22 protein-coding genes are annotated in these 22,745 nt (G+C 68.3%); 11 read left to right on the top strand and 11 right to left on the bottom strand.

Annotated features, from left to right (window positions below; translation table 11 throughout):
- Positions 1-10 precede the first annotated feature (10 nt).
- Genes DW307_RS02535 through DW307_RS02525 form a run of 3 tightly spaced genes read right to left on the bottom strand, consistent with a single transcriptional unit; the run spans position 11 to position 3,281 of the window.
- Positions 11-1,246 carry a DUF4350 domain-containing protein gene (locus DW307_RS02535; RefSeq protein WP_136023844.1) on the bottom strand — a complete coding sequence of 412 codons (1,236 nt, stop codon included), beginning with the start codon at positions 1,244-1,246 and terminating at the stop codon, positions 11-13.
- Positions 1,243-1,884, bottom strand: a complete 642-nt coding sequence (locus tag DW307_RS02530) for a DUF4129 domain-containing protein (protein WP_029258253.1) — start codon at positions 1,882-1,884, stop codon at positions 1,243-1,245. Before DW307_RS02530 ends, DW307_RS02535 begins: the two co-directional genes overlap by 4 nt.
- Positions 1,881-3,281, bottom strand: a complete 1,401-nt coding sequence (locus DW307_RS02525; RefSeq protein ID WP_136023843.1) for a hypothetical protein — start codon at positions 3,279-3,281, stop codon at positions 1,881-1,883. The genes DW307_RS02530 and DW307_RS02525 overlap by 4 nt, the downstream gene beginning before the upstream one ends.
- Positions 3,282-3,400: 119 nt before the next feature.
- Between DW307_RS02525 and mtrA the strand changes: the two genes are divergently transcribed.
- The 5 genes from mtrA (at position 3,401) to hpf (ending at position 9,013) form a co-directional block, all read left to right on the top strand.
- Positions 3,401-4,081 carry an MtrAB system response regulator MtrA gene (gene mtrA / locus DW307_RS02520; protein ID WP_021199844.1) on the top strand — a complete coding sequence of 227 codons (681 nt, stop codon included), beginning with the start codon at positions 3,401-3,403 and terminating at the stop codon, positions 4,079-4,081.
- 7 nt (positions 4,082-4,088) lie between these two features.
- Complete coding sequence (gene mtrB, locus DW307_RS02515) at positions 4,089-5,768, top strand: MtrAB system histidine kinase MtrB (RefSeq protein WP_021199845.1); 1,680 nt, start codon at positions 4,089-4,091, stop codon at positions 5,766-5,768.
- Positions 5,765-7,483, top strand: coding sequence for an LpqB family beta-propeller domain-containing protein (locus DW307_RS02510; protein ID WP_051668012.1), 1,719 nt, complete (start codon positions 5,765-5,767; stop codon positions 7,481-7,483). Before mtrB ends, DW307_RS02510 begins: the two co-directional genes overlap by 4 nt.
- Before the next feature lie 93 nt (positions 7,484-7,576).
- Entirely contained in the window at positions 7,577-8,221 is a 645-nt protein-coding gene (locus tag DW307_RS02505; RefSeq protein WP_136023842.1) for a ComF family protein, read from the top strand.
- A gap of 135 nt (positions 8,222-8,356) precedes the next feature.
- Entirely contained in the window at positions 8,357-9,013 is a 657-nt protein-coding gene (hpf, locus tag DW307_RS02500; protein ID WP_136023841.1) for a ribosome hibernation-promoting factor, HPF/YfiA family, read from the top strand.
- A gap of 76 nt (positions 9,014-9,089) precedes the next feature.
- On the opposite strand, the gene DW307_RS02495 is transcribed toward hpf, so the two are convergent.
- Positions 9,090-10,415 (bottom strand): hypothetical protein, encoded by a 1,326-nt coding sequence (locus tag DW307_RS02495; protein WP_029258248.1) that lies wholly within the window; start codon positions 10,413-10,415, stop codon positions 9,090-9,092.
- Between the two features lie 105 nt (positions 10,416-10,520).
- Positions 10,521-11,141 carry a PadR family transcriptional regulator gene (locus DW307_RS02490; RefSeq protein ID WP_136023840.1) on the bottom strand — a complete coding sequence of 207 codons (621 nt, stop codon included), beginning with the start codon at positions 11,139-11,141 and terminating at the stop codon, positions 10,521-10,523.
- 190 nt (positions 11,142-11,331) lie between these two features.
- Here DW307_RS02490 and secA point away from each other — a divergent pair, with 190 nt between their 5' ends.
- Together secA and DW307_RS02480 are read left to right on the top strand one after the other, a co-directional pair.
- Positions 11,332-14,133 (top strand): preprotein translocase subunit SecA, encoded by a 2,802-nt coding sequence (gene secA / locus DW307_RS02485; RefSeq protein WP_029258246.1) that lies wholly within the window; start codon positions 11,332-11,334, stop codon positions 14,131-14,133.
- A gap of 64 nt (positions 14,134-14,197) precedes the next feature.
- Positions 14,198-15,424 carry a pyridoxal phosphate-dependent aminotransferase gene (locus DW307_RS02480; protein WP_021199852.1) on the top strand — a complete coding sequence of 409 codons (1,227 nt, stop codon included), beginning with the start codon at positions 14,198-14,200 and terminating at the stop codon, positions 15,422-15,424.
- Here DW307_RS02480 and DW307_RS02475 read toward each other — a convergent pair.
- Both DW307_RS02475 and DW307_RS02470 read right to left on the bottom strand, forming a co-directional pair.
- The gene (locus tag DW307_RS02475; RefSeq protein WP_168440973.1) at positions 15,348-16,589 is read right to left on the bottom strand and encodes an AAA family ATPase; all 1,242 of its coding nucleotides are present in this window, start codon (positions 16,587-16,589) and stop codon (positions 15,348-15,350) included. The genes DW307_RS02480 and DW307_RS02475 overlap by 77 nt on opposite strands.
- Complete coding sequence (locus tag DW307_RS02470) at positions 16,586-17,206, bottom strand: SAF domain-containing protein (RefSeq protein ID WP_136023838.1); 621 nt, start codon at positions 17,204-17,206, stop codon at positions 16,586-16,588. Before DW307_RS02470 ends, DW307_RS02475 begins: the two co-directional genes overlap by 4 nt.
- A gap of 97 nt (positions 17,207-17,303) precedes the next feature.
- Here DW307_RS02470 and DW307_RS02465 point away from each other — a divergent pair, with 97 nt between their 5' ends.
- Positions 17,304-17,582: a helix-turn-helix domain-containing protein gene (locus DW307_RS02465; protein WP_029258242.1), complete on the top strand. Its 279-nt coding sequence runs from the start codon at positions 17,304-17,306 to the stop codon at positions 17,580-17,582.
- Here the strand turns inward: DW307_RS02465 and DW307_RS02460 are convergent.
- The gene (locus DW307_RS02460) at positions 17,570-18,181 is read right to left on the bottom strand and encodes a hypothetical protein (protein WP_029258241.1); all 612 of its coding nucleotides are present in this window, start codon (positions 18,179-18,181) and stop codon (positions 17,570-17,572) included. The genes DW307_RS02465 and DW307_RS02460 overlap by 13 nt on opposite strands.
- Before the next feature lie 131 nt (positions 18,182-18,312).
- Here DW307_RS02460 and DW307_RS02455 point away from each other — a divergent pair, with 131 nt between their 5' ends.
- Positions 18,313-18,699 carry an Rv3235 family protein gene (locus DW307_RS02455; RefSeq protein WP_021199857.1) on the top strand — a complete coding sequence of 129 codons (387 nt, stop codon included), beginning with the start codon at positions 18,313-18,315 and terminating at the stop codon, positions 18,697-18,699.
- A 24-nt stretch (positions 18,700-18,723) separates the two neighbouring features.
- Complete coding sequence (locus DW307_RS02450) at positions 18,724-20,208, top strand: sensor histidine kinase (RefSeq protein ID WP_029266826.1); 1,485 nt, start codon at positions 18,724-18,726, stop codon at positions 20,206-20,208.
- Between the two features lie 63 nt (positions 20,209-20,271).
- Here DW307_RS02450 and DW307_RS02445 read toward each other — a convergent pair whose 3' ends face one another.
- Complete coding sequence (locus tag DW307_RS02445) at positions 20,272-20,520, bottom strand: WhiB family transcriptional regulator (RefSeq protein WP_017203224.1); 249 nt, start codon at positions 20,518-20,520, stop codon at positions 20,272-20,274.
- A gap of 230 nt (positions 20,521-20,750) precedes the next feature.
- Between DW307_RS02445 and DW307_RS02440 the strand changes: the two genes are divergently transcribed.
- Complete coding sequence (locus DW307_RS02440; protein WP_029258238.1) at positions 20,751-21,137, top strand: hypothetical protein; 387 nt, start codon at positions 20,751-20,753, stop codon at positions 21,135-21,137.
- Between the two features lie 54 nt (positions 21,138-21,191).
- Here the strand turns inward: DW307_RS02440 and bcp are convergent, their stop codons facing one another.
- Together bcp and rsgA are read right to left on the bottom strand one after the other, a co-directional pair.
- Positions 21,192-21,665, bottom strand: coding sequence for a thioredoxin-dependent thiol peroxidase (gene bcp / locus DW307_RS02435; protein WP_021199860.1), 474 nt, complete (start codon positions 21,663-21,665; stop codon positions 21,192-21,194).
- Between the two features lie 9 nt (positions 21,666-21,674).
- A complete protein-coding gene (gene rsgA / locus DW307_RS02430) occupies positions 21,675-22,745 on the bottom strand; it encodes a ribosome small subunit-dependent GTPase A (protein WP_136023837.1) in 1,071 nt (356 codons plus the stop codon).

The following is a 22,745-nucleotide window of genomic DNA, read 5'->3' as shown; positions in this document are numbered from 1 at the left end:
TTCTCAACGGTCACGTGTTTCCCTCTGCTTCTCGGGGATGGGTGGTCGGTTCTGATCGGTCGACGTGCGTGCTGTCGTCCACTGCGGTCTCGAGCTCGTCCAGGCGTCTGGCGAGGTCGACCAGAGCGGCGTCGTTCTCGGGGAGCGGCCCGGCGAGCAGCGCCTGGAGCGTGCCCCGGGGAATCCGCAGACGATCAGAGGCTGCATCCGCGACCTCGTCTGCGCCCGCGTGGACGGGGAGTCCGAGCCGTCGAGCCAGTCGTCGCTGGGTTCCGTCGCGGAGCGCCTGCCCGGCGTGCGGTGCATCTGCGGCTCTGGCCGTGAGACGCGCACGTCCGTGCATCGTCTCCGACGCCCGCACGGTGACCGGCAGCGTCTCGGCGACCAGGGGACCGAACCGCTGACCACGCCAGATCGCCGTGGCGATCCCCGCGATGATCAGCAGCAGGATCGCAGGTGTGACCCAGGGAGGCGTGAGACTGCCGAGGGTGTCGACCGGCTCGGCCTCGATGTCGGAGTCCGCGAAGCTGGGGACGTACCAGACGACGCGATCGGTCTGACCCAGCAGCGCCAACCCGAGGGCGGCGTTGCCGTTCTCGGCGAGATAGGCGTTGCCGAAGAGCCTGGTGCCCTCCACCACCACTCGTTCGGGCGTGGAACGGCGGTCCACGAGGACGGCGGCGCCCTCGGCATCGCCGAAGCAGGCCTGCACGCCGTCAGCCGGGGTGAACAGGCGGTCGGCACGGATGGTCCCGACCCTCGCGAACTCGGCGACGTCGCAGTCGGGGGCCGCCGCCGGCAGTGTTCCCGTGGCGTTCTCTCCGATGCCGAGCTCGTTCAGCAGGTGCGTGCCGGTCGAGAGGAACACGACGCGCCCCGCCGGAGCGGTGAGCGTCTCCAGGGCTTCGTCGGTCAGGGTGTACGGGTTGGCCATCACGAGTGTCGTGTCTTCGTCGATCGCTGTGAGCGCCTCGGCCCGCGAGCGGCGGACGTCGACCTCGACGCCCTGATCGCGCAGGATGTCCGCGAGCGCGAGGGCGCCGCCGTCGTCTCGGGCTTCGGGGTCGAGGGCACCGCGCGCGCCGGGGGCGGTCACGGCGACACGCAGTCCGACCGCAGCGACGATCAGGACCAGGGCGGCGACGATTGTCCATCCGATGATCGTCTTGGCCCGGCTCAGGCGGTGTTCCGCTGTGGAAGGGGCAGCCGGAGAGGAGGCGGCGTGGTCAGGCTCGATCACGGTCATGCCGGCACCGCCTCGGGGCGGCGTGCGCGGATCCGATCATCGATGTCGACGAGATCCCGATAGGTCTCGGCGCTCGCGGTGTGCCCGAGGTAGCGGACGTCGTCGAAGGAGGAGGCTGCTCGACGCATGGCGGCTGCCTCGTCGACGAACACCGTGCTCGCCTCGCGGGCGATCGACTGCGCCGTCGCGCCCGGCGCCGGATCGATCAGATCGCGCTCCCGCAGGCTGCGCGCGATCGCCCGGTACCGGAGGATCGTCGCGGCGTCCCAGTCTCGTTCGCGGGCGGCCCGCTCGGCGTCCGATCTCAACTGCGCCGCACTGCGGTCGTCGGCCGCTCCGAGGAGGTCTCCCTGTGCCCGCCTGACGGCGCGGGAGCTGCGCGGTCTGCCCCAGATGATGAGCGCGGCGACCAGCGCGGCCGCGATGATGACGATGACGATGATGAGGGCGGACGGCCCGATGCCCGCCCCGTTGCCGGAGCTGAACAGGTCGGCGAGGAAACGGCCGATGTCACGTGCCAGGAGATCGAACCACGTGGGCTTCGCGTCGGCGTAGCGAGGGTTGGAGAGCTCTTCCTCCGCCCAGCGTCGGGCTTCGTCCCCGTCGGGGACGAACAGGTCGTCGAACGGTCGGATCATGCGGTGCCGTCTGCGCCGGGCGCGGCCCACCCGCCGTCATCGGGTGCTGCTTCCGCTGAGGGGACGCTCGGCATGGTGGATGTTCCCGATGCGGCGGTCGGCGCGGGAGGCGGCGGTGGCGGGAACGCGACGGCAGGCGGTGTCACGGGCGCCGCCGCCGGATACGGCATCGAAGGCTGTGCGGGGTACGGCTGCGCGGGGTACGGCTGTGCGGGATATGCCTGAGGCGCTCCCGGCTCTCCGAACGTCGGCTGTGCGCCGTAGGGCGGATACCCGTAGCCCTGCGACATCATGACGTGCTCCGGCACCTGGCGGGGCGGCGGTGCAGAGGTGACGGCCCGTGACGGATCGACGCGGAACGGATCGTCCTGCTGCTCGTCGGTCCAGCCGAGGTCACGGCGCTCCACGTATGCGATCAAGGTCTGGTCCAGACCCTCGTAGCGCATCCGGCAGTCGAGGTAGACGAGCGCCGATCCGGTGCTCTGGACCACGAGGGTGATCGCCTGGATGACGAGGAGCAGGATCTGCGGGGCGATCAAGGTCACGACGAAGGCGACCACCGCACTCGGGTCCTCTGCTCCTGTGGGCGCGACGACCGAGCCGAGGAGAGAGCCGAGCAGCGTGGCGGGGACGCTGACGACCTGGGCCGCGATGCCCATGATCGCGCTGATGAGGAAGGTCACACCGAACGCGACCCAGAAGCGCCCGCGGGTGAGCCTCCAGGAGCGGACGAAAGCGTCTCGGAAACGTGCACGCTCGAGGACCAGGATCGACGGTACGAGCAGCAGCTTCGTGGTGAGCCACACCGCCAGCGGGATGCAGGCGAGGACGATGACGATCACCACGAGCACGACGACGCCGACCATCTCGGCGCTCCCGCCCATGCCGCCGGCGATGAAGGCCGCGATGACGACGGCAGCGATGATGAAGATGCCGAACACGGCCGCGACGGAGAGGGAGGCGAAGCCGGCGAGTCGCCAGAACGCCGGGGCCATCCGGCGCCACAGCATCCGCAGCGTCGCCTTCACTCCGATCGCGGCATAGCCGATCTCCGCGGCGACGACGCCTTGCATCATCGCCGTGAAGGCGATCGAGGCGACACCCACGGCGAGCCCGGCGATCAGGTTCACCGCGATGGTCCCCGCCATCACCGCCTCGAAGTCCGGAGAAGAGGGAGAGACGGTCTCCAGGCGGCTGAACGTCGTGAAGAAGACGACGCCCATGACCACGGCCGTGACGACCACCACGACGAGCTGGGTGACCACGGCGAAGCCGAAGAGCACCTTCGGGTTGTGCCGAAGCGCGGCGAAGGCCTTTCCCAGCAGCATTCCGAACGAGAGCGGATGAAGGGGGATGATGCCCTTCTTCGGGGCAGGCGTCCACGTCTGTCCGGTCACAGGCACTCCCTCTCCATCGTGCGCTCCCATCGTGTCATATCCCTCGCGCGGCGCGTCATATCCCGCACACGGTGCGCAGACCTGGGATCGCTGGGACTCGGTGCCATAAGGTAACTCTTATGACCTCACGTATTCTCGTGGTCGACGACGACACCGCGCTCGCCGAGATGATCGGGATCGTGCTGCGGACCGAAGGCTTCGAGCCGGTCTTCTGCGCGGACGGTGCGCGCGCCGTCGACGAGTGGCGAGCGCAGCGACCCGACCTCGTGCTGCTCGACCTCATGCTCCCCGGCATGGACGGGATCGAGATCTGCACCCGCATCCGTGCCGAGTCCGGCGTGCCGATCATCATGCTCACCGCGCGCAGCGACACCGCCGATGTCGTCCGCGGGCTCGAGGTGGGCGCCGACGACTACATGGTCAAGCCTTTCAACCCGAAGGAACTGGTCGCCCGCATCCGCACCCGGCTTCGTCCCACGCCGCAGGCCACGAGCGAGCAGCTCCGCGTCGGCGACCTCACCGTCGACGTCGATGCGCACGAGGTCCGTCGGGGGACGGCTCCGATCGCGCTCACGCCGTTGGAGTTCCAGCTTCTCGTCGCACTCGCGTCGAAGCCCCAGCAGGTGTTCTCCCGGGAGATGCTCCTGGAGCAGGTGTGGGGCTACCACTACAAGGCCGACACCCGACTGGTGAACGTGCATGTGCAGCGCCTGCGCGCGAAGGTGGAGCTCGACCCCGACAACCCGAAGATCGTCATGACGGTGCGCGGCGTGGGCTACCGCGCCGGGAGCGTCGGCTAGGAGCACGATGGCCGCGACGACAGCGACCACCGCGACGGTCGCTGTCCTGCGCGACTGGCGAGGTTGGCCGACGATGCTCGGCATCCTGTGGCGCCGCTCCTTGCGGTTCCGCACGCTCTCGATCACCCTGCTCGCGACCTCCCTGGCGATCTTCATCACGTGCGTGACGATGGCTCTCGTCATCCAGAACGATCTCTTCATCTCCCGCAAGGACGTCGCACTCGAAGACTCCCGCCGCGCGGTCGATCAGGCGCAGGGGATCCTGGACGTGGCCGAGGTGGGGGATGACTCCGCGGCCCTCACCGAACTGTGGAACAGCGTCCAGTCGAACCTCACCCGCACGTCGAGCACCGATCAGCTCGCCGGCTTCAAGATCGACAATGCGAACGGGGTCCGACTGAACGGCTTCGAGGCCGGGCTGAGCAGGAGCCTGCTGAGCCCGGAACTCCAGGCGCGCGTCGTGGAGTTCGACGACCGCCAGGCCTGGCAGTCGGTGGCTCTGCCCTCCCCGGACGGGGGAGAGGTTCCCGGAATCATCGTCGGGCAGCAGCTCCAGGTGCCGGAAGCCGGGGCGTTCGCGATCTACTTCGCCTACGACCTCGGCGACGCGGACCAGACCCTGGTGTTCGTGCAGCGAACGCTGTGGATCGCGGGGATCGGTCTCGTGGCGATCGTCGCCGCGATCTCCTGGATCGTCCTCCGCGCCGTCTCGACCCCGATCGTGCAGGCTGCGGAGACCAGCGCGCGGCTGGCGGCGGGGGATCTCGGCGTGCGCCTCGAAGTACACGGAGAAGACGAACTCGCCACTCTCGGACGGTCGTTCAACGCGATGGCCGACAGCATCGAGTCGCAGATCAAGGAACTCGGCGAGCTGTCGATGGTGCAGCAGCGGTTCGTGTCGGACGTGTCGCACGAGCTGCGGACTCCGCTGACCACCATCCGTCTCGCCGCGGACATGCTCAACGATCAGCGTGAGGAGTTCGACCCCACCACCGCCCGCACGGCCGAGCTGCTGCACGCCCAGGTGCAGCGCTTCGAGACCTTGCTGTCGGATCTGCTCGAGATCAGCCGTTACGACGCGGGATCGGTGCAGCTCGAGTTGGAGGCGACGAGTCTCACCCACCTGGCAGAGGACATCATCGAGCAGATGCGTCCGTTGGCCGAGGGGCACGGCACCGAGCTGCGGCTGGTGGCACCGGGCGGCTACTCGCCCGTCGACATGGATCCGCGTCGGGTGCGCCGGGTGCTGCGCAACCTGATCGGCAACGCGATCGAGCACGGCGAGGGACGCCCGGTGGTCGTCACGGTCGACAGCAACCAGCACGCGGTCGCCGCCGGGGTGCGGGATTTCGGCCTGGGCATGGAGCCGGCCGATGCGGAGCGTGTCTTCGATCGCTTCTGGCGCGCCGACCCTTCGCGTCAGCGCACGATCGGGGGGACGGGACTCGGGCTCTCGATCGCCCTGGGAGATGCGACCCTGCACGGCGGTACCCTCGACGTCTGGTCCGAACTCGGCGTCGGGACGAACTTCGTGCTCACGATTCCCCGACACGGTGGAGTGCTGGACGGTCCGAGCCCGATCCCGATCGAACCCCAGGAGCCCTTCGCGGAGCTCGGCGACGCGACACAGCCGATCTCGCTGACGGACGCGCCCGCCGGCATGTTCGATGAGGAGGACTGGTCGTGACCGAGCGGAGACCGAATCGGCGGCTGCGAGGCCTCGCGTTGATACTCGTCGCAGCGCTGCTTCCCGCATGCGCGGGGTTGCCGACCAGCGGTGACGTCGCGGTCGGTCTCAAGCTGGGGGAGTCCCCGCAGGACGTCGACATCCTCCCCGTGGCCTCCGGCCCGATCACCGGTGCGGGACCCGAGGAGATCGTCGAGGGCTTCCTCGAGGCCGGTATCACGACGACCGACAACTGGGACACCGCACGCGACTTCCTCGCGCCTTCGTTGCAGCGCAGCTGGAGCCCGTCGGCAGGGGTGTCGATCGACATCGGCACGGACACCAGGACCGTCACCTCTTCGGTCCCCGACGATGAGGTGGAGAGTGCGGACACCGCAGAGGTCCAGGTCACGCTCGACCTGGTCGCGAGTGTCGATGACGCCGGAGAGTACTCCGAGGCCCTCGGATCGTCCAACGTGGCATTCACGCTGCAGCGGATGGAGAACGGCGAATGGCGCATCACGCAGGCGCCGGACGGCGTGGTGATCGATGAGACGCGATTCACCAAGGTGTTCGAAGGGTATCCGTTGCAGTACTTCGACCTCGGCTGGTCGAGGCTGGTGCCCGACATGCGCTGGTTCCCGCGGCGCCAGAGCCCCGCGACGACGGTGACACGGGCGCTCATCGGCGGCGAGCCCAGCGAGTGGTTGGACCCCGCAGTGCAGAACGCTTTCCCCGCCGACGTGCAGTTGGCGCAGGACGCGGTTCCCATCGTCGGCCAGGTGGCGGATGTCGCGCTCACCCGGCCCGCCTCGGGCCTCGACGCCGCCACGCTCTCCCGGATGCGCACCCAGCTCCAGGCGACCCTCCGCGCTGCCGGCGTCGCGGTGACCGAGGTCCGGTTCACGGTGGACGGCCGCAACCTCGAGGCCGGGGTGGCGGATGTCGTCCCCCCGTCGGCCACGACGGGCACTCTCGTGCTGCAGAACGGCGCGTTCGGGCGGATCGTCGGCGATGAGATCTCGCCCATCCCCGGTATCAGCTCGGAGATCAGCGCCGTCACGCAGCCGATCGTCTCCATAGACGTCGCCGCCGATGACTCCCGCGCCGCCGTGCAGCTCGCCGATCAGCACGTCTATCTGATCGGCGAAGGCAGCCTCGACGAGCTGGACGCCCGTCCCGGTCTCATCAAGCCCTCACTCGATCCGTACGGCTACACCTGGTCGGTCCCCGCGGGAGCACCGGCGGCGGTGCAGGCGGCGGGAAGCGATGCCGTCGGGCATCAGATCGCGAAGGCATGGCCGAGCGCATCGACGATCTCTCATCTGCGGGTATCGGCAGACGGCGCCAGGGTGGCGGCCGTGGTGACCGTCGGCAAGCAGATGTGGGTGGTCGTCGCGGCGGTCGTCCGTGACGCCGCCGGCATCCCGATCGAGCTCGGCGAGTTCACGCAGCTGACCCAGCTCTCCGAGCCGGCGATGGGATTGGTGTGGCTGGGGGCCGATCGTGTGGGTGTGCTCGCCGACCAGAGCAGCCCGCGTCTCCTCACCCAGGTGGTCGGCGGTCCGGGGTCGGCGGAGGCCGCACCGAGCAACGCCCTCTCGATCGCCGGCGCACGCACCGCGTCCGGGGTGAGGATCCTCGGCTCCAACGGCGAGCTGTTCGCGCACGCGGGGTCGGCCTGGCGCGAGGTCGCCTCCGACGTCTCCGTGCTCGCGACACGCGTGGGTGAATGACCTTCCCTGCACGGAGGGGACCTGCCTTCAGCTCATTCGCGCAACGGGGATGATCGGCAACTCCGGCGGAGGTCGAGGGCGCAGAATCTTCGAATGTGGAAGACAAGGGGTCCCCGCGGCGTCGGTGCCGAGATCGCCGCATTCCTCCTCGCTGCCACGTGTGCCGGATGCGATGAGCCGGCCACGCTCCTGTGCGGGCGGTGTGAAGCGGCGCTCCGGCCCGCCCTGCAGCTCGGGCAGACCCCTCGAGGCATTCCGGTCCGAACCGCCCTCGTGTTCGATGGGGTGGCCGCGCGCTGCATCCGCCGTCTGAAGGGAGAGGGGGAGACGCTTCTCGCCCGCCCCCTCGGCGCCGCCCTGGCGGCGGTGCTCGAGCCTGTGGTCACGCCGAGCACGTGGATCGTGCCGGTCCCGACCAGGAGAAGCGCGTTTCGGCGTCGCGGATACCGCGTGCCCGAGCTCTTGATCCGTCGCGCGCACGCAGAGCCTCAGCGATTGCTCTCGCTTGCGGACGGTACCGCCGATCAGCGCGGCCTCGGTGCACGCGCACGAGAGTCCAACGTGCATGGTGCGATGCAGGCACGCCGGTCAGGTGGGGGCGCAGAGGCGGTCGTCGTCGACGACGTCGTCACGACGGGGGTGACCCTCGACGAAGCGGCACGAGCACTGGAATCGACCGGCTTCCGCGTCGTGGCGGCGGTCGCGCTCGCCGCCACGCCGCGTCGTGGCGGATTCTGATGAAGCTCATCGGGAATGCACCGGCGACACAGCGGAATGATCCCGTGACATCCGTCGGCGGGCGGACTACGGTGGGGGGACACAAGGCGACCACGGTCCGCCCTTGGCCGGGAGGACCGGGACAAGGAGGCAGCAATGGAAACAAGCATCGTTGGCGTCGGAGTGGGTATCACCGATCGCTTCCGAACCGTTGTCGAAGAGAAGATCGCCAAGATCCAGATGCTCGCGTCTCGCGCGCAACGGCTGGACGTGAAAGTCACCCATCGCGTATATCGCAACGGTCATGTCCCGGATGAGACCGTCGAGCTGACCTTGATCGGCAAGGGCCCGGTCGTCCGCGCAGAGGCGACGGATGGAGACAAGTTCGTGGCCCTCGACCTCGCGGTCGACAAGATGTCCGAGCAGCTGCGTCGCGCGAAGGAGAAGCGAGTCGACGGACGACAGCATCCGCGCGGCGCGCATTTCGAGAAGGAGAGTGGAGCGCTCGAGGGCATCGACGTCCAGCCGGCATCGGCCGACATCCTCCACGCGGTCGCGACCGGCAGCGTGCTGGTGCAGCAGACCGAAGAAGACGACTATTCGCCCGTCGTCATCCGCACGAAAAGCTTCGATGCGGAATGGATGACCGTCGAAGAGGCGGTCGACAGGATGGAGCTGGTCGGACACGACTTCTTCCTCTTCGTCGACGTCCGCACCGACCACCCGAGCGTCGTCTATCGACGCAAGGGCTGGGACTACGGTGTCATCGCGTTGAGCACTCAGGCTCCGCCGTCCGAGGCGCTCGCCTCCTGATCTGAATCGCAGAACGGCCCGATCCCGTGAGGGACCGGGCCGTTTCTGTGTCGAGGGATGCGGCGGAGACTGAATGTCAGTCGAAGATGCCGTCCAGCAGACTGCCGATCACGAGGCCACCGAGGATGCCCGAGGCGAGATCGCCGCCGCCACCGCCGCGCCGTCCGCCGCCGCCCCAGCCGCCACCGCCGCCCCAGTTCTGATCCTGGGGACGCGAGGAATCGATGTCGCGCTGCGCGAGCTGCAGCGCTTCGGAGGCCAGGTGCGCGACGCGACGCGCCTGGACGAGCGCCGCTTCGCGAGTGTCCTCGGCGGGGAGGAGGTCGGACAGATCGACGCGAAGGCGCTCCGCCTCGGCGAGGCGGGTGCGGGCGTCGGCACCGATCCAGCCGCGGTGTCCGGAGATGAGGCCGCGCGCCACCCCCAGCTGCCGGTCGGCATCGTCGATCGCGTGCTGCACCTGAGCGATGCTCGGGAGAGGGTTCTCGGCGCGGTGACGGGCCTGAGCGATCGCCTGGTCGAGGGCCGAGTTCGCGTCGCGCAGCTGGGACAGCTCGGCGAACGGATCGTTGGGCTGTCCGGAGGGCGTCAGCGCGCCCAGCGCGGCCTGGAGTGCGGCGACCGCCTGGGCGACGGCAGGCACGTTCGGGGCTGTCCGCGCCGCGATGAGATCGCCGCGGGAGTCGGCGACCACCTCGGCCAGGGTGGATTCGGCGCGCAGGGCCTCGATCTCGAAGTCCTCCACCGCATCGAGCAGGGCAGACGCACGGCGGGTGGCTTCCGTCGCCGTCTCGAGGGCGACGTTGGCCTCCTCGTTCTGCTTCGCCGCGCGACGGCGTTCCGACACGTCGGCGCTGTGCGTAGCGAAACTGATGAGCTGCTCCGCCTCCGCCGCGCTGGCGGTGATCTGGTGCATGGCGGAATCGGCGTACCGGGCCGAGAGACGGGAGACGGCTTCGTTGGTCTGGGGGATGCGGGCGCTGAGCGCGGCTGCCTCGGCCCGCACCTGCGCGATGATCTCCGGGGCGCGTCGTACCTTGGCGACCGACTCGGCGAGGACGGAGGTCTTCTCGTCGAGCAGGTCCTGCGCCCAGTCGCAGAGCTGGAGGATGCGCGCGTTGCGCGTACGCAGCTCCTCGTCGGTGTCCGGGATCTCGTCGTGGTTCAGCTGGTGGAGCTGGAACGCTTCGCGCAAGTGGGTGCGCACCGCAGCGAGTGCCGTGCGCAGATCAGCAGTGAGCGACTCGCCGAGCTCGGCTTCCGCGAAGGAGAGCTCGTCGGAGGTCGTGCGGATCCGCTCGTCGGCGCTGACCAGGGCCTGCTCAGCACGTCGAGCCAGATCGGCATCCTGTGCGGCGAGTTCTTCCTGTTCGCGTTTGCGTCTGCCCCAAAATCCAGCCATGACCCGATCCTAGTTTCCCCGGGCACAGGGATGGCTGAGCATCCGCTCGGGGCGAACGGCGATCCCGTGTCGGTCCCGGCGTGCGGAGCGTGCCTGTGACGTGGGTCAGAGCGCCGGGAGGGCGTCGGACATCGCCGACACGGTCTTCGCGGGTCGCCCGCGCTTGGGGCGATCGGCGGTGAGCTCGAGCGCCATCGCATGGCGGGGACGCCCGCTGAGGCGCTGAGCGGTGTGATCGAGCCAGCGCACCTCGGCCTCCGCGGCGAAGATCATGGAGTCGGTCACGAGGGCCCACGCGAGTCCTTCGGGATCGTCGGCGTCGCCCCGTTCTCGGCGCTCCTGCCGAAGAGCTTCCAGCTGTCGCAGGGAGGCCGATCGCTGGGCGAGGATGGCTGCGGTCGCATCGACGCCCGGAAGAGTCGCCGCGACCGCGAGCTTGATCGCGAGTTCGTCCCGGGTGCCCTGGGGGCGCACGACGGGGGAGGAGAGCCACTCGTCGACGTCGGCGATCCCGGCATCCGTGATCCGCCAGTACACGTGTCCGCGATCGTCGGCCTCGCCGCGCGACACCAGGCCGTCGCGTTCGAGGCGCTCGAGGGTGTTGTAGATCTGCCCGACGTTCAACGGCCAGACCGATCCGGTGCGGCGATCGAATTCGTGGCGGAGCTGGTATCCGTAGCAGGGCCCCTGCGCGAGGATGGCGAGCAGGCTCTGGCGTACTGACATCGTTCGTCCCCCGTGACCGTTCTTTGGAATGCGATACCGAGTATATGGTTACCGGGCAACCCGACGATCCGACGCGCGGGACCGCCATGCAGGCGACGTGCAGGTCACAGCCCGGTAACATGGCGAAGTATGCCTGGCGTCGGGTTCACCGATGACCGGCGATTTACCCACTGACAGGGAGATGACATCCGTGGCCAATCCTCTTGAGAAGCTGCTGCGTGCGGGCGAAGGGCGGGTCATCCGCCGCCTGAATCAGGTCGTCAAGGCAGTGGGGGCGCTGGAAGAGGACATCTCCAAGCTCACCGACGACGAGCTGCGCAACGAGACCACGGAGCTGCGTGCTCGCTTCGAGAAGGGCGAGACGCTCGACCAGCTGATGCCCGAGGCGTTCGCCGCGGTGCGCGAGGCCGCCAAGCGCACGCTCGGAATGCGCGCGTACGACGTGCAGATCATGGGCGGCGCCGCCCTCCATCTCGGCAACATCGCCGAGATGAAGACCGGTGAGGGCAAGACGCTGGTCGCCACGCTCCCGGCCTACCTGAACGCGATCGCCGGCAAGGGCGTCCACGTCATCACGGTCAACGACTTCCTCGCCAGCTATCAGGCCGAGCTCATGGGACGCGTGTTCCGCGCGCTCGGGATGACCACCGGCATCATCGTCTCCGGTCAGACTCCCGCGGTGCGCCGCGAGCAGTACGCCGCTGACATCACCTACGGCACGAACAACGAGTTCGGCTTCGACTACCTGCGCGACAACATGGCGTGGCGCAAGGAAGACCTCGTGCAGCGCGAGCACTTCTTCGCCATCGTCGACGAGGTCGACTCGATCCTCATCGACGAGGCGCGCACGCCGCTCATCATCTCGGGTCCGTCGTCGGGCGAGGCCAACCGCTGGTTCGCCGAGTTCGCGAAGATCGCCCGCACGCTCGAAGTCGGCGAGGACTACGAGGTCGACGAGAAGAAGCGAACCGTCGGCGTGCTCGAGCCCGGTATCGAGAAGGTCGAGGACTACCTCGGCATCGACAACCTCTACGAGTCCGCGAACACCCCGCTGATCTCCTTCCTCAACAACTCGATCAAGGCGCTGGCCCTGTTCAAGAAGGACACCGACTACGTCGTCATGAACGACGAGGTCATGATCGTCGACGAGCACACCGGCCGAATCCTGGTCGGTCGTCGCTACAACGAGGGCATCCACCAGGCCATCGAGGCCAAGGAGGGCGTGCCGGTCAAGGCCGAGAACCAGACTCTCGCCACCGTCACCCTGCAGAACTACTTCCGCCTGTACGACAAGCTCGCCGGCATGACCGGTACGGCCGAGACCGAGGCCGCCGAGTTCATGTCCACGTACAAGCTCGGTGTCATCCCGATCCCGACGAACCGTCCGATGATCCGCAAGGACCAGTCCGACCTCGTCTACAAGAACGAGACGGCGAAGTTCGCACAGGTCGTCGAGGACATCGCCGAGCGTCACGCATCCGGTCAGCCGGTGCTGGTGGGAACGGTGAGCGTCGAGAAGAGCGAATACCTGTCGCGCCTGCTCGCGAAGAAGGGCGTCAAGCACGAGGTCCTCAACGCGAAGAACCACGCACGCGAGGCCGAGATCGTCGCTCGGGCCGGTCGCCTGGGAGCCGTCACCGTCGCCACGAACATGGCCGGACGAGGAACCGACATCATGCTCGGTGGTAACGCCGAGTTCCTCGCCGTCCAGGAGCTCAAGGGCAAGGGCCTCGACCCCGTGGAGACGCCCGAGGAGTACGAGGTCGCGTGGGATGAGACCTACGAGGCGATGAAGGCCGTCGTCGCGGAGGAGGCCGAGAAGGTCATCGAGGCCGGCGGCCTCTACGTGCTCGGCACCGAGCGTCACGAGTCCCGCCGCATCGACAACCAGCTCCGTGGCCGTTCCGGACGTCAGGGCGACCCCGGTGAGAGCCGCTTCTACCTGAGCCTCACCGACGACCTGATGCGTCTGTTCCAGTCGGGGGCGGCCGAGGCGATCCTCGCCCGCACGAACTTCCCGGACGACGTGCCGATCGAGTCGGGGCTCGTGTCCCGTGCGATCCGCAGCGCGCAGTCGCAGGTCGAATCCCGCAACGCGGAGATGCGCAAGAACGTCCTCAAGTACGACGACGTCCTGAACCGCCAGCGCGAGGCCATCTACGCCGACCGCCGACACATCCTCCAGGGCGATGACATCGCCGACCGGGTGCAGCACTTCATCGAAGACGCCATCAGTGGCGTCGTGAAGGATCACACCGGGGAAGGTCACAACGAGAGCTGGGACTTCGATGCTCTCTGGACCGAGCTCAAGACCCTTTACCCCGTCGGCGTGACGATCGATGAGGTGGTGGCCGAGGCCGCCGACCGCAAGGGCGGAATCGATGCCGATGGACTCACCCGTGAGCTGCTCTCCGACGCCAAGATCGCGTATGAGGCGCGCGAGGAGTCGCTCGGCGAAGCCGCCACACGTGAACTCGAGCGTCGTGTCGTGCTCCAGGTGCTCGACCGCCGCTGGCGCGACCACCTCTACGAGATGGACTACCTCAAGGACGGCATCGGCCTGCGTGCGATGGCTCAGCGCGACCCGCTCATCGAGTACCAGCGCGAGGGCTACGCGATGTTCCAGTCGATGATGGGGCAGATCAAGGAGGAGTCGGTCGGCTACCTCTACAACCTCGAGGTCGAGGTGCGTCGTGCCGGTGACTCGCAGACCGCAGAGGTCGAGGCGAAGGGCCTCGCCACGGACGGCGGCGAGCAGCGACTCGAGTACTCCGCCGCGAACGATGCGGGAGAGGTCGAGGTGCGCAACGACCGCGGTCAGGTCCAGCAGGCGGCCACCGATCGCGTACGCCAGGCGGCGGCTCGCGCGCAGGCACCGCAGACCGAGCCGGAGGAAGCGCCGCGCGGGGCTTTCGGTCAGCGCACCGATGCAGAGGCGCCCGCTGCCGGGAACCGCGAGCAGCGTCGCGCCCAGGGCAAGAAAAAGAAGTAGCGTCAGCGCAGGGAGGGCCAGTCCGCGTGGATTGGCCCTCCTTTCGTCGCTGTAGGCTTGGCCGATGACCCCAACGCGCAACTTCGACCAGTCGTCGAAGCTCAAGAACGTCCTGTACGAGATCCGCGGAAACGCCCTCGTCGAGGCGGCGCGGTTGGAAGCCGAGGGACACAAGATCCTCAAGCTGAACACGGGCAATCCGGCGATCTTCGGTTTCGACGCTCCGCACCAGATCGTGCGCGACATGCTCGCGGCGCTGCCGACGGCGCACGGCTACAGCGACAGCAAGGGCATCATCTCCGCCCGGCGTGCTGTCGTGAGCCGCTATGAGGAGATCGAGGGCTTCCCTCGATTCGACCCCGATGACGTGTATCTCGGCAACGGTGTCTCCGAGCTCATCACGATGACCATGCAGGCGCTGCTGGATGAGGGCGACGAAGTGCTCATCCCGGCGCCGGACTACCCGCTCTGGACGGCGATGACCAGCCTCGCCGGCGGGACGCCCGTGCACTACCTCTGCGACGAGGATGACGAGTGGCAGCCGGACCTCGAGGACATCCGCTCGAAGATCACGCCACGCACCAAGGCGCTCGTCATCATCAACCCGAACAACCCCACGGGCGTCGTGTACTCCCGTCAGATCCTCGAGGGGCTGGTGCAGATCGCCCGCGAGCACCAGCTGTTGCTGCTGTCGGACGAGATCTATGACCGCATCCTGTTCGATGGCGCCGTGCACATCCCGACGGCGACCCTTGCTCCCGATCTGCTGTGCCTGACCTTCAACGGCCTGTCCAAGACGTATCGGGTGGCGGGATACCGGTCGGGATGGATGGTCATCACGGGACCGCAGGACCACGCCAAGGGCTTCCTGGAGGGCATCACGCTCTTGGCGTCCACGCGACTCTGCCCGAACGTCCCGGCACAGCATGCCGTGCAGGCGGCGCTCTCCGGAGTGCAGTCGATCGAGGCGCTGATCGCTCCGACCGGTCGCCTGCACGAGCAGCGCGACATCGCGTGGGAGGGGCTCGAGTCGATCCCCGGCGTCTCCTGCGTCAAGCCGCAGGGGGCCCTGTATGCATTCCCGCGGCTCGACCCGAATGTGCACGAGATCCGGGATGACGCACGGTTGGTGTACGACCTGCTGGTCTCGGAGCACATCCTGCTCGTTCAGGGCACCGGCTTCAACTGGGCGACCCCGGACCACCTCCGGCTCGTCACGCTCCCCGAACCCCGAGTGCTGAGCGAAGCCGTCGAACGACTGGGGAACTTCCTCTCGAGCTACCGGCAGTAGCGGTCTCCGCCTCGGCGGGACAGAGCGTCGTCGCCAGTCGTCTCACGGCGGCAGCGAAGGGCGAGCGGGGAGCCACATCGGTCATGGGGCGCGCATGCAGCAGCGCCGCGTCGGCCGCGCGCTGGTCGAACGGCAGGAAGACGACGTCGGTGATGCCCGCGAACCTCTCGAGCGTGCGCCGCACCTGCCCTCGCGCATCGATCCCGAGGGGCCCCGATCGCACCCGATTGACCACGACGACCACGGGAGTGCGTGCGGCGATGCGTCGCAGCTCGGCATGGTCGCGCACGAATCTGCTGATTCCGAGCGGATCGGCCGAGGCGACCGCGATGATCAGATCAGCCTCTTCCAATGTCGCCGAGGTCGCCGCGTGACGACGCGGCCCCGCGAGATCGTGCGTGACCTCGTCGTCGGCATCGAAGGCGTCGGACATATCGACGACGGTGTCCTCGATCCACTCGCGGCAGGCGGCGAACGTCGCTCTGAGGCGCGTCGCAGAGAGCTCCGGCCAACGGCTGGGACGGTTGATGCCGGGCAGCACCTCGATGTCCCCTCCGCCCGTGGAGACCGTGGTGGCGAGTCTGGTCAGTTCGGCGGAGTCGAGAGCCCCGCGCTCCGCCCGCCGGCACGCGGCGGCCACGCCCGGTGAGTCGTCGCCGAGCCCGAGCAGGAGAGCGAGAGCCGGAGCGACGGTATCGGCGTCGACCAGAGCGGTCCGGCGTCCGGTGCGGGCGAGCTCGGCCGCCAGCTGGATAGCCAGCGTGGATCGCCCCGGGGCGCCGTGCGGACCCCAGACGGCGATGACGCGGTGGGGGAGGATGGACGGCGGCCGCGGCGCCGCATCCGCCTCTGTCGCCAACGTCGCTGCGACCTCCCATCCCGCGGCGTCGGCGCGCAGGGCCGCGGACAGCCCGAGACGGCCCAGCAAACGGCTGTCCGCTCCGCCGAGAGCCAGGATGCGCACGCCGGCCCGATCGCACGTGGAGATCAGTTCTGGGGTCAGCACCGCGCGCGTGGCAGGGACGATGACGGCTTCGGTGCCGGGAGGGATCTCGACGCCCGGGGCGGGCACGACGATCGAGACCACCTCGATGCCTTCCAGTCCGAGTTCCGCGGCCAGCACGCTCGCGCGGGGCTCGGGAACCGCCACGACGACAGCCGTCACGATCCGGACCCGACCGGCACGACCGAGAGGGCGGCCCCACCGGTGGTCGCGGCGAGCACGTCGGCCACATCGGCGCGGTCGATCACGACTTCGAGCTGGCTTCCGGTATCGGCGAGCACGCCCTCCTGGTCGAGCACGTCGTGCACGATCACGTCGGCGACGAGGATGCGCGGGACATCGTAGGACCTGCCCTCGTCGAGGGGCGGCGCCTGCCAGATCTCCACAACCGTGCCCGCCTCGACTCCTTCCGGGATCCCGGTGCTGCTCTGGATCACGACGGTCGTGGAACGGCTGCTGTCGGCGTCGGTCAGGGCTGACGTCGGAACGAGCTCGCCGCTCTGCAGAGTGCGCGCCGCCACGCTGCCAGGACGGACGTCTTCGGGCCCGAGATAGTCGTCGGCCAACGAGCCCAGACCGACGTCGACGACCTGGAAGTCCGAGGAGGTCAGCTCCTCTCCCTGCGCGATCGTCCGCGTGGCCTGGAGGGCCGGTACTGCATGGTCTGATGCCGACACGATCAGCCAGACGCCTGCGATGGAGAGCGCTACCAGTGCGATGCCCACGAGGAAGCGGACGTCGCCCCAGAACGCACGCCGAGGAGGAGGGAGGGATGCCATGGCGATATCGTCACAGAAACGGCGTCGATGGTCCGTGAGTTATCCACAGGAGGCGATCGGACCGGAATTCTGGCTCTCCGCGGGAGAGAATGAGGACATGTCCGCCTCTCCTGTTCGCGCCTCGCGTTATCTCGCGCCGGCACAGGTGGCCGAGCTGCTGAGCATCGAGGTGGATGAGGTCATCGCGCTCGTGCATGAGGGACGACTTCGGGGAGCACAACTCGGATCGCCGCCTCGGTGGCGGGTGGAGGAGACCAGTCTCGAGGGGTATCTGGCCGAGGAGTCCGAGAACTCCCGACGGATGGCGCTGTGGCATCAGTCCCAGACCGCGAGCTTCCCCGAGGTCTGGGGCACATCATCGGCTCATCGCAACTGATCGCCGGGGGCGCGTACCGCGACCAGCGCTGAGAACGGGATGATGCGGAACCCGTGCACGGCCCCGGCGAGCCGAGCCTGGCCCGCGTCGTGCACGGCCAGATCGAGGTGATCGGCAGCGGCGCGGTCGATCGTGCCATGGACGTCGTCGCCCACCCGTGTGCTGATGTGCACCGGGACGCGTCGCCGCGCGAGGTCACGCAGCACGAAACCGAGAGTCATCCGCTCCCGTAGCGGTATGTCAGCAGACGGCGGTGCGTCGAGACTCGCCAGGAGCATGCCGTGATCCGTCGCGACACCGCTGACGGCCGCGAGCGGAAGGAAGAGGGCGGTGGAGTCGCCGTGTGCCGCGCCAGTGCCGCGCGTGGAAACCGCGACCCAATCCGCACCGAGGCACTGCAGCGAGACCGGAATTCGTCTCCCGTTCGTGAGGTCGATCGTGGCGTCCGCACCGGTGCGGCACAGCGCGCGCAGCCGAGAGCGCAGATCCAATCGCGCGATGCGAAGCCGTTCCGACTCGGCGTCCAGCACCGCGCGCTCGGCCTCCCATTCCGATGCCAGCTGGCCTTCGAGGTCTTCGAACAGTCGGTCCCAGTGCATTCGACAGAGCGTAGGCGACACCATTCCCCGGCTGTACGAGTTATCCACATTCCTCCACCTTTTCCGCCCTCGCCCGGGCATCGCGGTGCTGTACTTGCTCACTCGCAGACCTCCCCGATCGAGAGTTCGACATGATGCCGCACGAGTACTTCGCACCCCAGCCGACACCGACCATCGAGCTGCCCGACCCTGTTCCGCTTCTGCGCAGCCTCACGCACGGCGTGCTCGAGGTACTTGCGGGTGTCAGAGAAATCGATCAGCTCGCCCGATGGTTCAGCGAAGAGGCGTTCCGCAGCCTGGTCACCCGATCGAACCTCTCCGCGCGAGCACGCAGTGCACGCGGAGTGCCTCCTGCACGTCCGACCTTCGAGATCCGCGCGCTACGAGTCACCGAGCCCCTCGACGGTGTCATCGAAGCCGTGGTGGTGGTCGCGGGTCCCGGTCGAACCCGGGCGGTCGCGGTGCGCCTGGAAGGGACGGATCGTCGCTGGCGCGCGACTTCGCTGGCGATTCTCTGAGGCATGTGACCGTAGGCTGGTCAGGTGTCAACCCTCAGCGATCTCGCCCATGCCCAGGGACTCCTGAACGACAGCGATGTCGAATGGCTCCATCGTCTCGCCGGCGACGGACAGCTCCTCGCGGACCTGGCCTCCGCCGACATCGTGATCTGGATCCAGACCGACGACGGCTCCTTCATCGCGGTCGCACACGCGCGACCGAGCGGCGCCGCGACCCTCTTCTATCGCGACATCGTCGGTGAACGGGTGCGGCCGCAGTGGCGCACGCAGGTCCAGGGCGCCTTCGAGTCCGCCGAGATCGTCGATTCCTCTTCGCCTGACTGGTTCGAAGAGACGCCGACCAGAGTGCGAGCCGTGCCGATCGTGAGCGTCCGCCGCGGCGCCGATGCCCAGTCCACCGTGATCGGAGTCGTCACCCGGCACACCAACCTCGGCGAGGTGCGCACGCCCTCCCGTCAGCAGATCACCTTCGACGAGTGCGCGAACGATCTCTTCCGCATGATCGCCGACGGAAGCTTCCCCGACCTCACCGCACCGACGTCACCGCGTCGCGGCGCCCCGCGAGCCTCCGACGGACTCATCCGCATCGACGTCGACGGGATCACCACATTCGCCAGCCCGAATGCGCTCTCCGCCTTCAACCGGATGGGTTTCGACGACGAGCTCGAGGGGGAGTCGCTCGCCGAGGTCACCACTCGGCTGGTGCCGCCTTCCCGACAGGTAGACGAGTCTCTGCCCGTCGTCGTCACCGGACGCGCGCCCTGGCGCACCGATATCGAGGCGCGCGGGGTGACGGTGTCGCTGCGCGCCATTCCGCTGAAGGACCACGGTACCCGGATCGGGGCGATCGTCCTCTGTCGCGATGTGTCGGAGCTGCGCCATCAGGAGCAGGAGCTCATCACCAAGGATGCGACGATCCGCGAGATCCACCACCGGGTGAAGAACAATCTGCAGACGGTGGCCTCCCTGCTGCGGATCCAGGCACGTCGTACGCATTCCGACGAGGCGCGGGACGCGCTCACGCAGGCCATGCGCCGCGTGGATGCCATCGCCGTCGTGCATGACACGCTCGCTCAGGGACTCACGCAGAAGGTCGATTTCGATGAGGTCTTCCACCGCGTGCTCAAGCTCGTCGCCGAGGTCGCCTCTGCGCCCAACACGCGCGCACGCACACAGTCGACCGGACGCTTCGGAGTGCTGCCGAGCGAGTATGCGACTCCGCTCGCACTCGCGCTGACGGAGGTCGTGACCAACGCGGTGGAGCATGGTCTCGCCGGGCAGGAGGGCGTCGTGACGATCGACGCCAAGCGCACCGAGGAGAACCTCCGCGTGACGGTGAGGGACACCGGACTAGGCCTGCCGGAGGGGCGGATCGGCCAGGGGCTCGGCACTCAGATCATCCGCACCCTCATCCAGGGCGAACTCGGTGGAACGATCGAATGGCACGGGAGCGACGGAGAAGGCACCGAGGTGGTCATCGACATCCCGCTGCGCTGGCTCGAGAGGTGAGCACGGCCGCTCCCGAACAGACGGAAGCGGCCTGAGAGTCGATCTCAGGCCGCTTCCGGACGATCAGGAGGCGCGGCGGGCGCGGGCGGCGCGACGCTTCAGAGCGCGGCGCTCGTCTTCGGAGAGACCGCCCCACACGCCCGAGTCCTGGCTGGTCTCCAGGGCGTACTGCAGGCAGATCTCGGTGACGGTGCAGGTGGCGCACACAGTCTTCGCCTTCTCGATCTGATCGACGGCCGGGCCGGTGTTCCCCACGGGGAAGAAAAGCTCGGGGTCGACAGTCAGGCAGGCGGCCTTATCGCGCCAGTCCATGGGGGCTCCTCGGTGTGGATTTCAAGAGATGTCGCGATGCGACCTCTCGGATTCGGGTAGTAGTTCGGGTTCCGCTACCCTGTTGAGATGCGGACGGAATGCCCGCGAATTGTGATGCGAGCGTGAACGCTCGCCCCACGCCGCTGTGGGAGCACATGACTTTCTCTATTCTGTTACATGAAAACCGTGAAATCAAGGGTTTTCTCCTCTTTCGATCCTTGGGAGACACCGTGCGCGCACCCGGAATCGCCCTCGCAGCTGCGGCGGTCCTCGCCCTCGAGGCGGTGGCTCTCCTGGTCTTCGCCGTGATCGAGCTCGCCGGCCTCGGTGCGGGCGACGCGGCCTCGCTGCCGACGGCGCTGGCACTCATCGTGCTCACGCTGATCGGTGCCGCAGCCCTCGTCGCGTTCGCCGTCGGCACACGCGTGGGCAAGTCGTGGGCGCGGTCCGGGGGAGTGGTCTTCCAGGTGCTCGCCGTGGCTCTCGCGCTGGCGTCTCTCACGCTGCAGCCGATCGCGTGGACATTCACCCTCGGTGTCGGGCTTCCCGGGCTGGTCGGATTCGTCCTGCTGATCTCGAGCGCGCGTCTGGAAGGCCCGCAGCGCGCTGCCGAGTGACCTCAGCGCCGTGCGGGCCGCGGGGCCCATCGGCCTCGGATCGAAAGTCGCGGCTCAGGCGTCGATGCCGAGCTGCTTGCGCAGTCGTGCGACGTGGCCGGTGGCCTTGACGTTGTACTGCGCGAGAGCGATCTTGCCCTCTTCGTCGAGCACGAAGGTCGAGCGGATAACGCCCTCGATGCGCTTGCCGTAATTCATCTTCTCGCCCCACGCGCCGTACGCCGTGTGCACCGCGTGGTCGGGATCGCTCAGGAGCGGGAAGGTCAGCCCGTCGCGCTCGCGGAACTTCGTCAGCGTGGCGGGTTCGTCGCGCGAGATGCCGATCACCCGATAGCCGGCGCCCTGGAGCGAGGAGATGCTGTCGCGGAAGTCGCAGGCCTCGGTGGTGCATCCGGGGGTCATCGCAGCCGGATAGAAGTACAGCACGGTCTTCTGGCCGCGCAGGTCGTCCAGACGGACGGTGTTCCCGTCCTGGTCGAGGAGGGAGAAGTCGGGGGCGGCGGTTCCGGGTTCGAGGCGCTGAGTCACGTGTCCAGCCTAACGGCCGGGCGCCTGCTCCGCCTTGTCCGCGAAGGTCTGCAGGAGCCGCTGCAGGGAGTCGAGCCGCGCTCGACCGGTCTCGCCCAGTTCGCCGCTCTCCGCGGCCTCGATGAGGGCACAGTCGGGGGCGTCGGCGAGGTGGGTGCAGCCGCGAGGGCAGTTCTCGGCGATCGCGGCGAGCTCGGTGAACGCCGCAAGGATGTTCGCGGGATCGACGTGTCCGAGACCGAACGAGCGCACGCCGGGGGTGTCGATGACCCAGCCGGTCCCGCGGGGGCCTTCGTAGCGCAGCGACACCGTCGACGACGAGGTGTGCCGCCCGCGTCCGGTGACCTGATTCACGTGGCCGGTGGCGCGCAGCGCCGTCGGGACGAGCGCGTTGACGAGCGTGGACTTGCCCACCCCGGAGTGGCCGACGAAGACGGTGGAGTGTCCGACGAGGGATTCGCCGATCTCGTCAACGGGCATCTGATCCTGCGCACTGGTGAACACCCGCAGGTCGAGCCCGTCGAAGTGCGTGAGGAACTCGGTGGGATCCGCGATGTCGGTCTTGGTGACGACGAGGAGTGGGCGGATGCCGGCATCCAGCGCGGCCACGAGATAGCGGTCGACGAGTCGGGCGCGGGGCTCGGGGTCGGCAGCCGCGACCACGACGAGCATCTGATCGGCGTTGGCGACGATCACGCGCTCGACCTGGTCGGTGTCGTCGGCACTGCGTCGCAGCAACGAGGTGCGGTCGATGATGCCGACGATGCGGGCGAGGGTGCCTTCGTCTCCCGATGTGTCGCCGACGACCCGTGCCTGATCGCCGGTGACGATCGGCATACGTCGCAGCTCCCTGGCGCGCGTGGTGGTGATCATGCGCTCCTCGGCGGTGTCCTCGCCGAGGAGGACGGAGTACCTGCCGCGGTCGACGCCGAGCACTCGACCCACCTGCGCATCCTCGTGCGCTGGGCGACGTTTGGTGCGCGGGCGGTTCGCCTTCGGGTTGGGGCGCGTCCGGATGCTGCTCTCGTCGAAGTCCTCGAAGTCGTCTTCGAGGTCGTCGGCGTCGTCGAGCCAGCTCAT

Origin of the sequence: Microbacterium sp. K27 (assembly GCF_004794435.1) — a bacterium.
Classification (GTDB): Bacteria; Actinomycetota; Actinomycetes; order Actinomycetales; family Microbacteriaceae; genus Microbacterium; species Microbacterium maritypicum_A.
Note: the sequence above shows the minus strand (reverse complement) of the source record. Positions and strands in the feature narration are given on the sequence as shown.

Excerpts from the sequence above, each read along its gene's own strand:
- DW307_RS02490 (WP_136023840.1), bottom strand. The coding sequence starts at position 11,141 with ATGTCAGTACGCCAGAGCCTGCTCGCCATCCTCGCGCAGGGGCCCTGC.
- DW307_RS02480 (WP_021199852.1), top strand. The coding sequence starts at position 14,198 with ATGACCCCAACGCGCAACTTCGACCAGTCGTCGAAGCTCAAGAACGTC.
- mtrA (WP_021199844.1), top strand. The coding sequence starts at position 3,401 with ATGACCTCACGTATTCTCGTGGTCGACGACGACACCGCGCTCGCCGAG.
- DW307_RS02465 (WP_029258242.1), top strand. The coding sequence starts at position 17,304 with ATGTCCGCCTCTCCTGTTCGCGCCTCGCGTTATCTCGCGCCGGCACAG.
- DW307_RS02445 (WP_017203224.1), bottom strand. The coding sequence starts at position 20,520 with ATGGACTGGCGCGATAAGGCCGCCTGCCTGACTGTCGACCCCGAGCTT.
- DW307_RS02530 (WP_029258253.1), bottom strand. The coding sequence starts at position 1,884 with ATGATCCGACCGTTCGACGACCTGTTCGTCCCCGACGGGGACGAAGCC.
- DW307_RS02470 (WP_136023838.1), bottom strand. The coding sequence starts at position 17,206 with ATGGCATCCCTCCCTCCTCCTCGGCGTGCGTTCTGGGGCGACGTCCGC.
- DW307_RS02505 (WP_136023842.1), top strand. The coding sequence starts at position 7,577 with ATGTGGAAGACAAGGGGTCCCCGCGGCGTCGGTGCCGAGATCGCCGCA.
- DW307_RS02455 (WP_021199857.1), top strand. The coding sequence starts at position 18,313 with ATGATGCCGCACGAGTACTTCGCACCCCAGCCGACACCGACCATCGAG.
- DW307_RS02495 (WP_029258248.1), bottom strand. The coding sequence starts at position 10,415 with ATGGCTGGATTTTGGGGCAGACGCAAACGCGAACAGGAAGAACTCGCC.
- DW307_RS02535 (WP_136023844.1), bottom strand. The coding sequence starts at position 1,246 with ATGACCGTGATCGAGCCTGACCACGCCGCCTCCTCTCCGGCTGCCCCT.
- rsgA (WP_136023837.1), bottom strand. The coding sequence starts at position 22,745 with ATGAGCTGGCTCGACGACGCCGACGACCTCGAAGACGACTTCGAGGAC.
- mtrB (WP_021199845.1), top strand. The coding sequence starts at position 4,089 with ATGGCCGCGACGACAGCGACCACCGCGACGGTCGCTGTCCTGCGCGAC.
- DW307_RS02460 (WP_029258241.1), bottom strand. The coding sequence starts at position 18,181 with ATGCACTGGGACCGACTGTTCGAAGACCTCGAAGGCCAGCTGGCATCG.
- hpf (WP_136023841.1), top strand. The coding sequence starts at position 8,357 with ATGGAAACAAGCATCGTTGGCGTCGGAGTGGGTATCACCGATCGCTTC.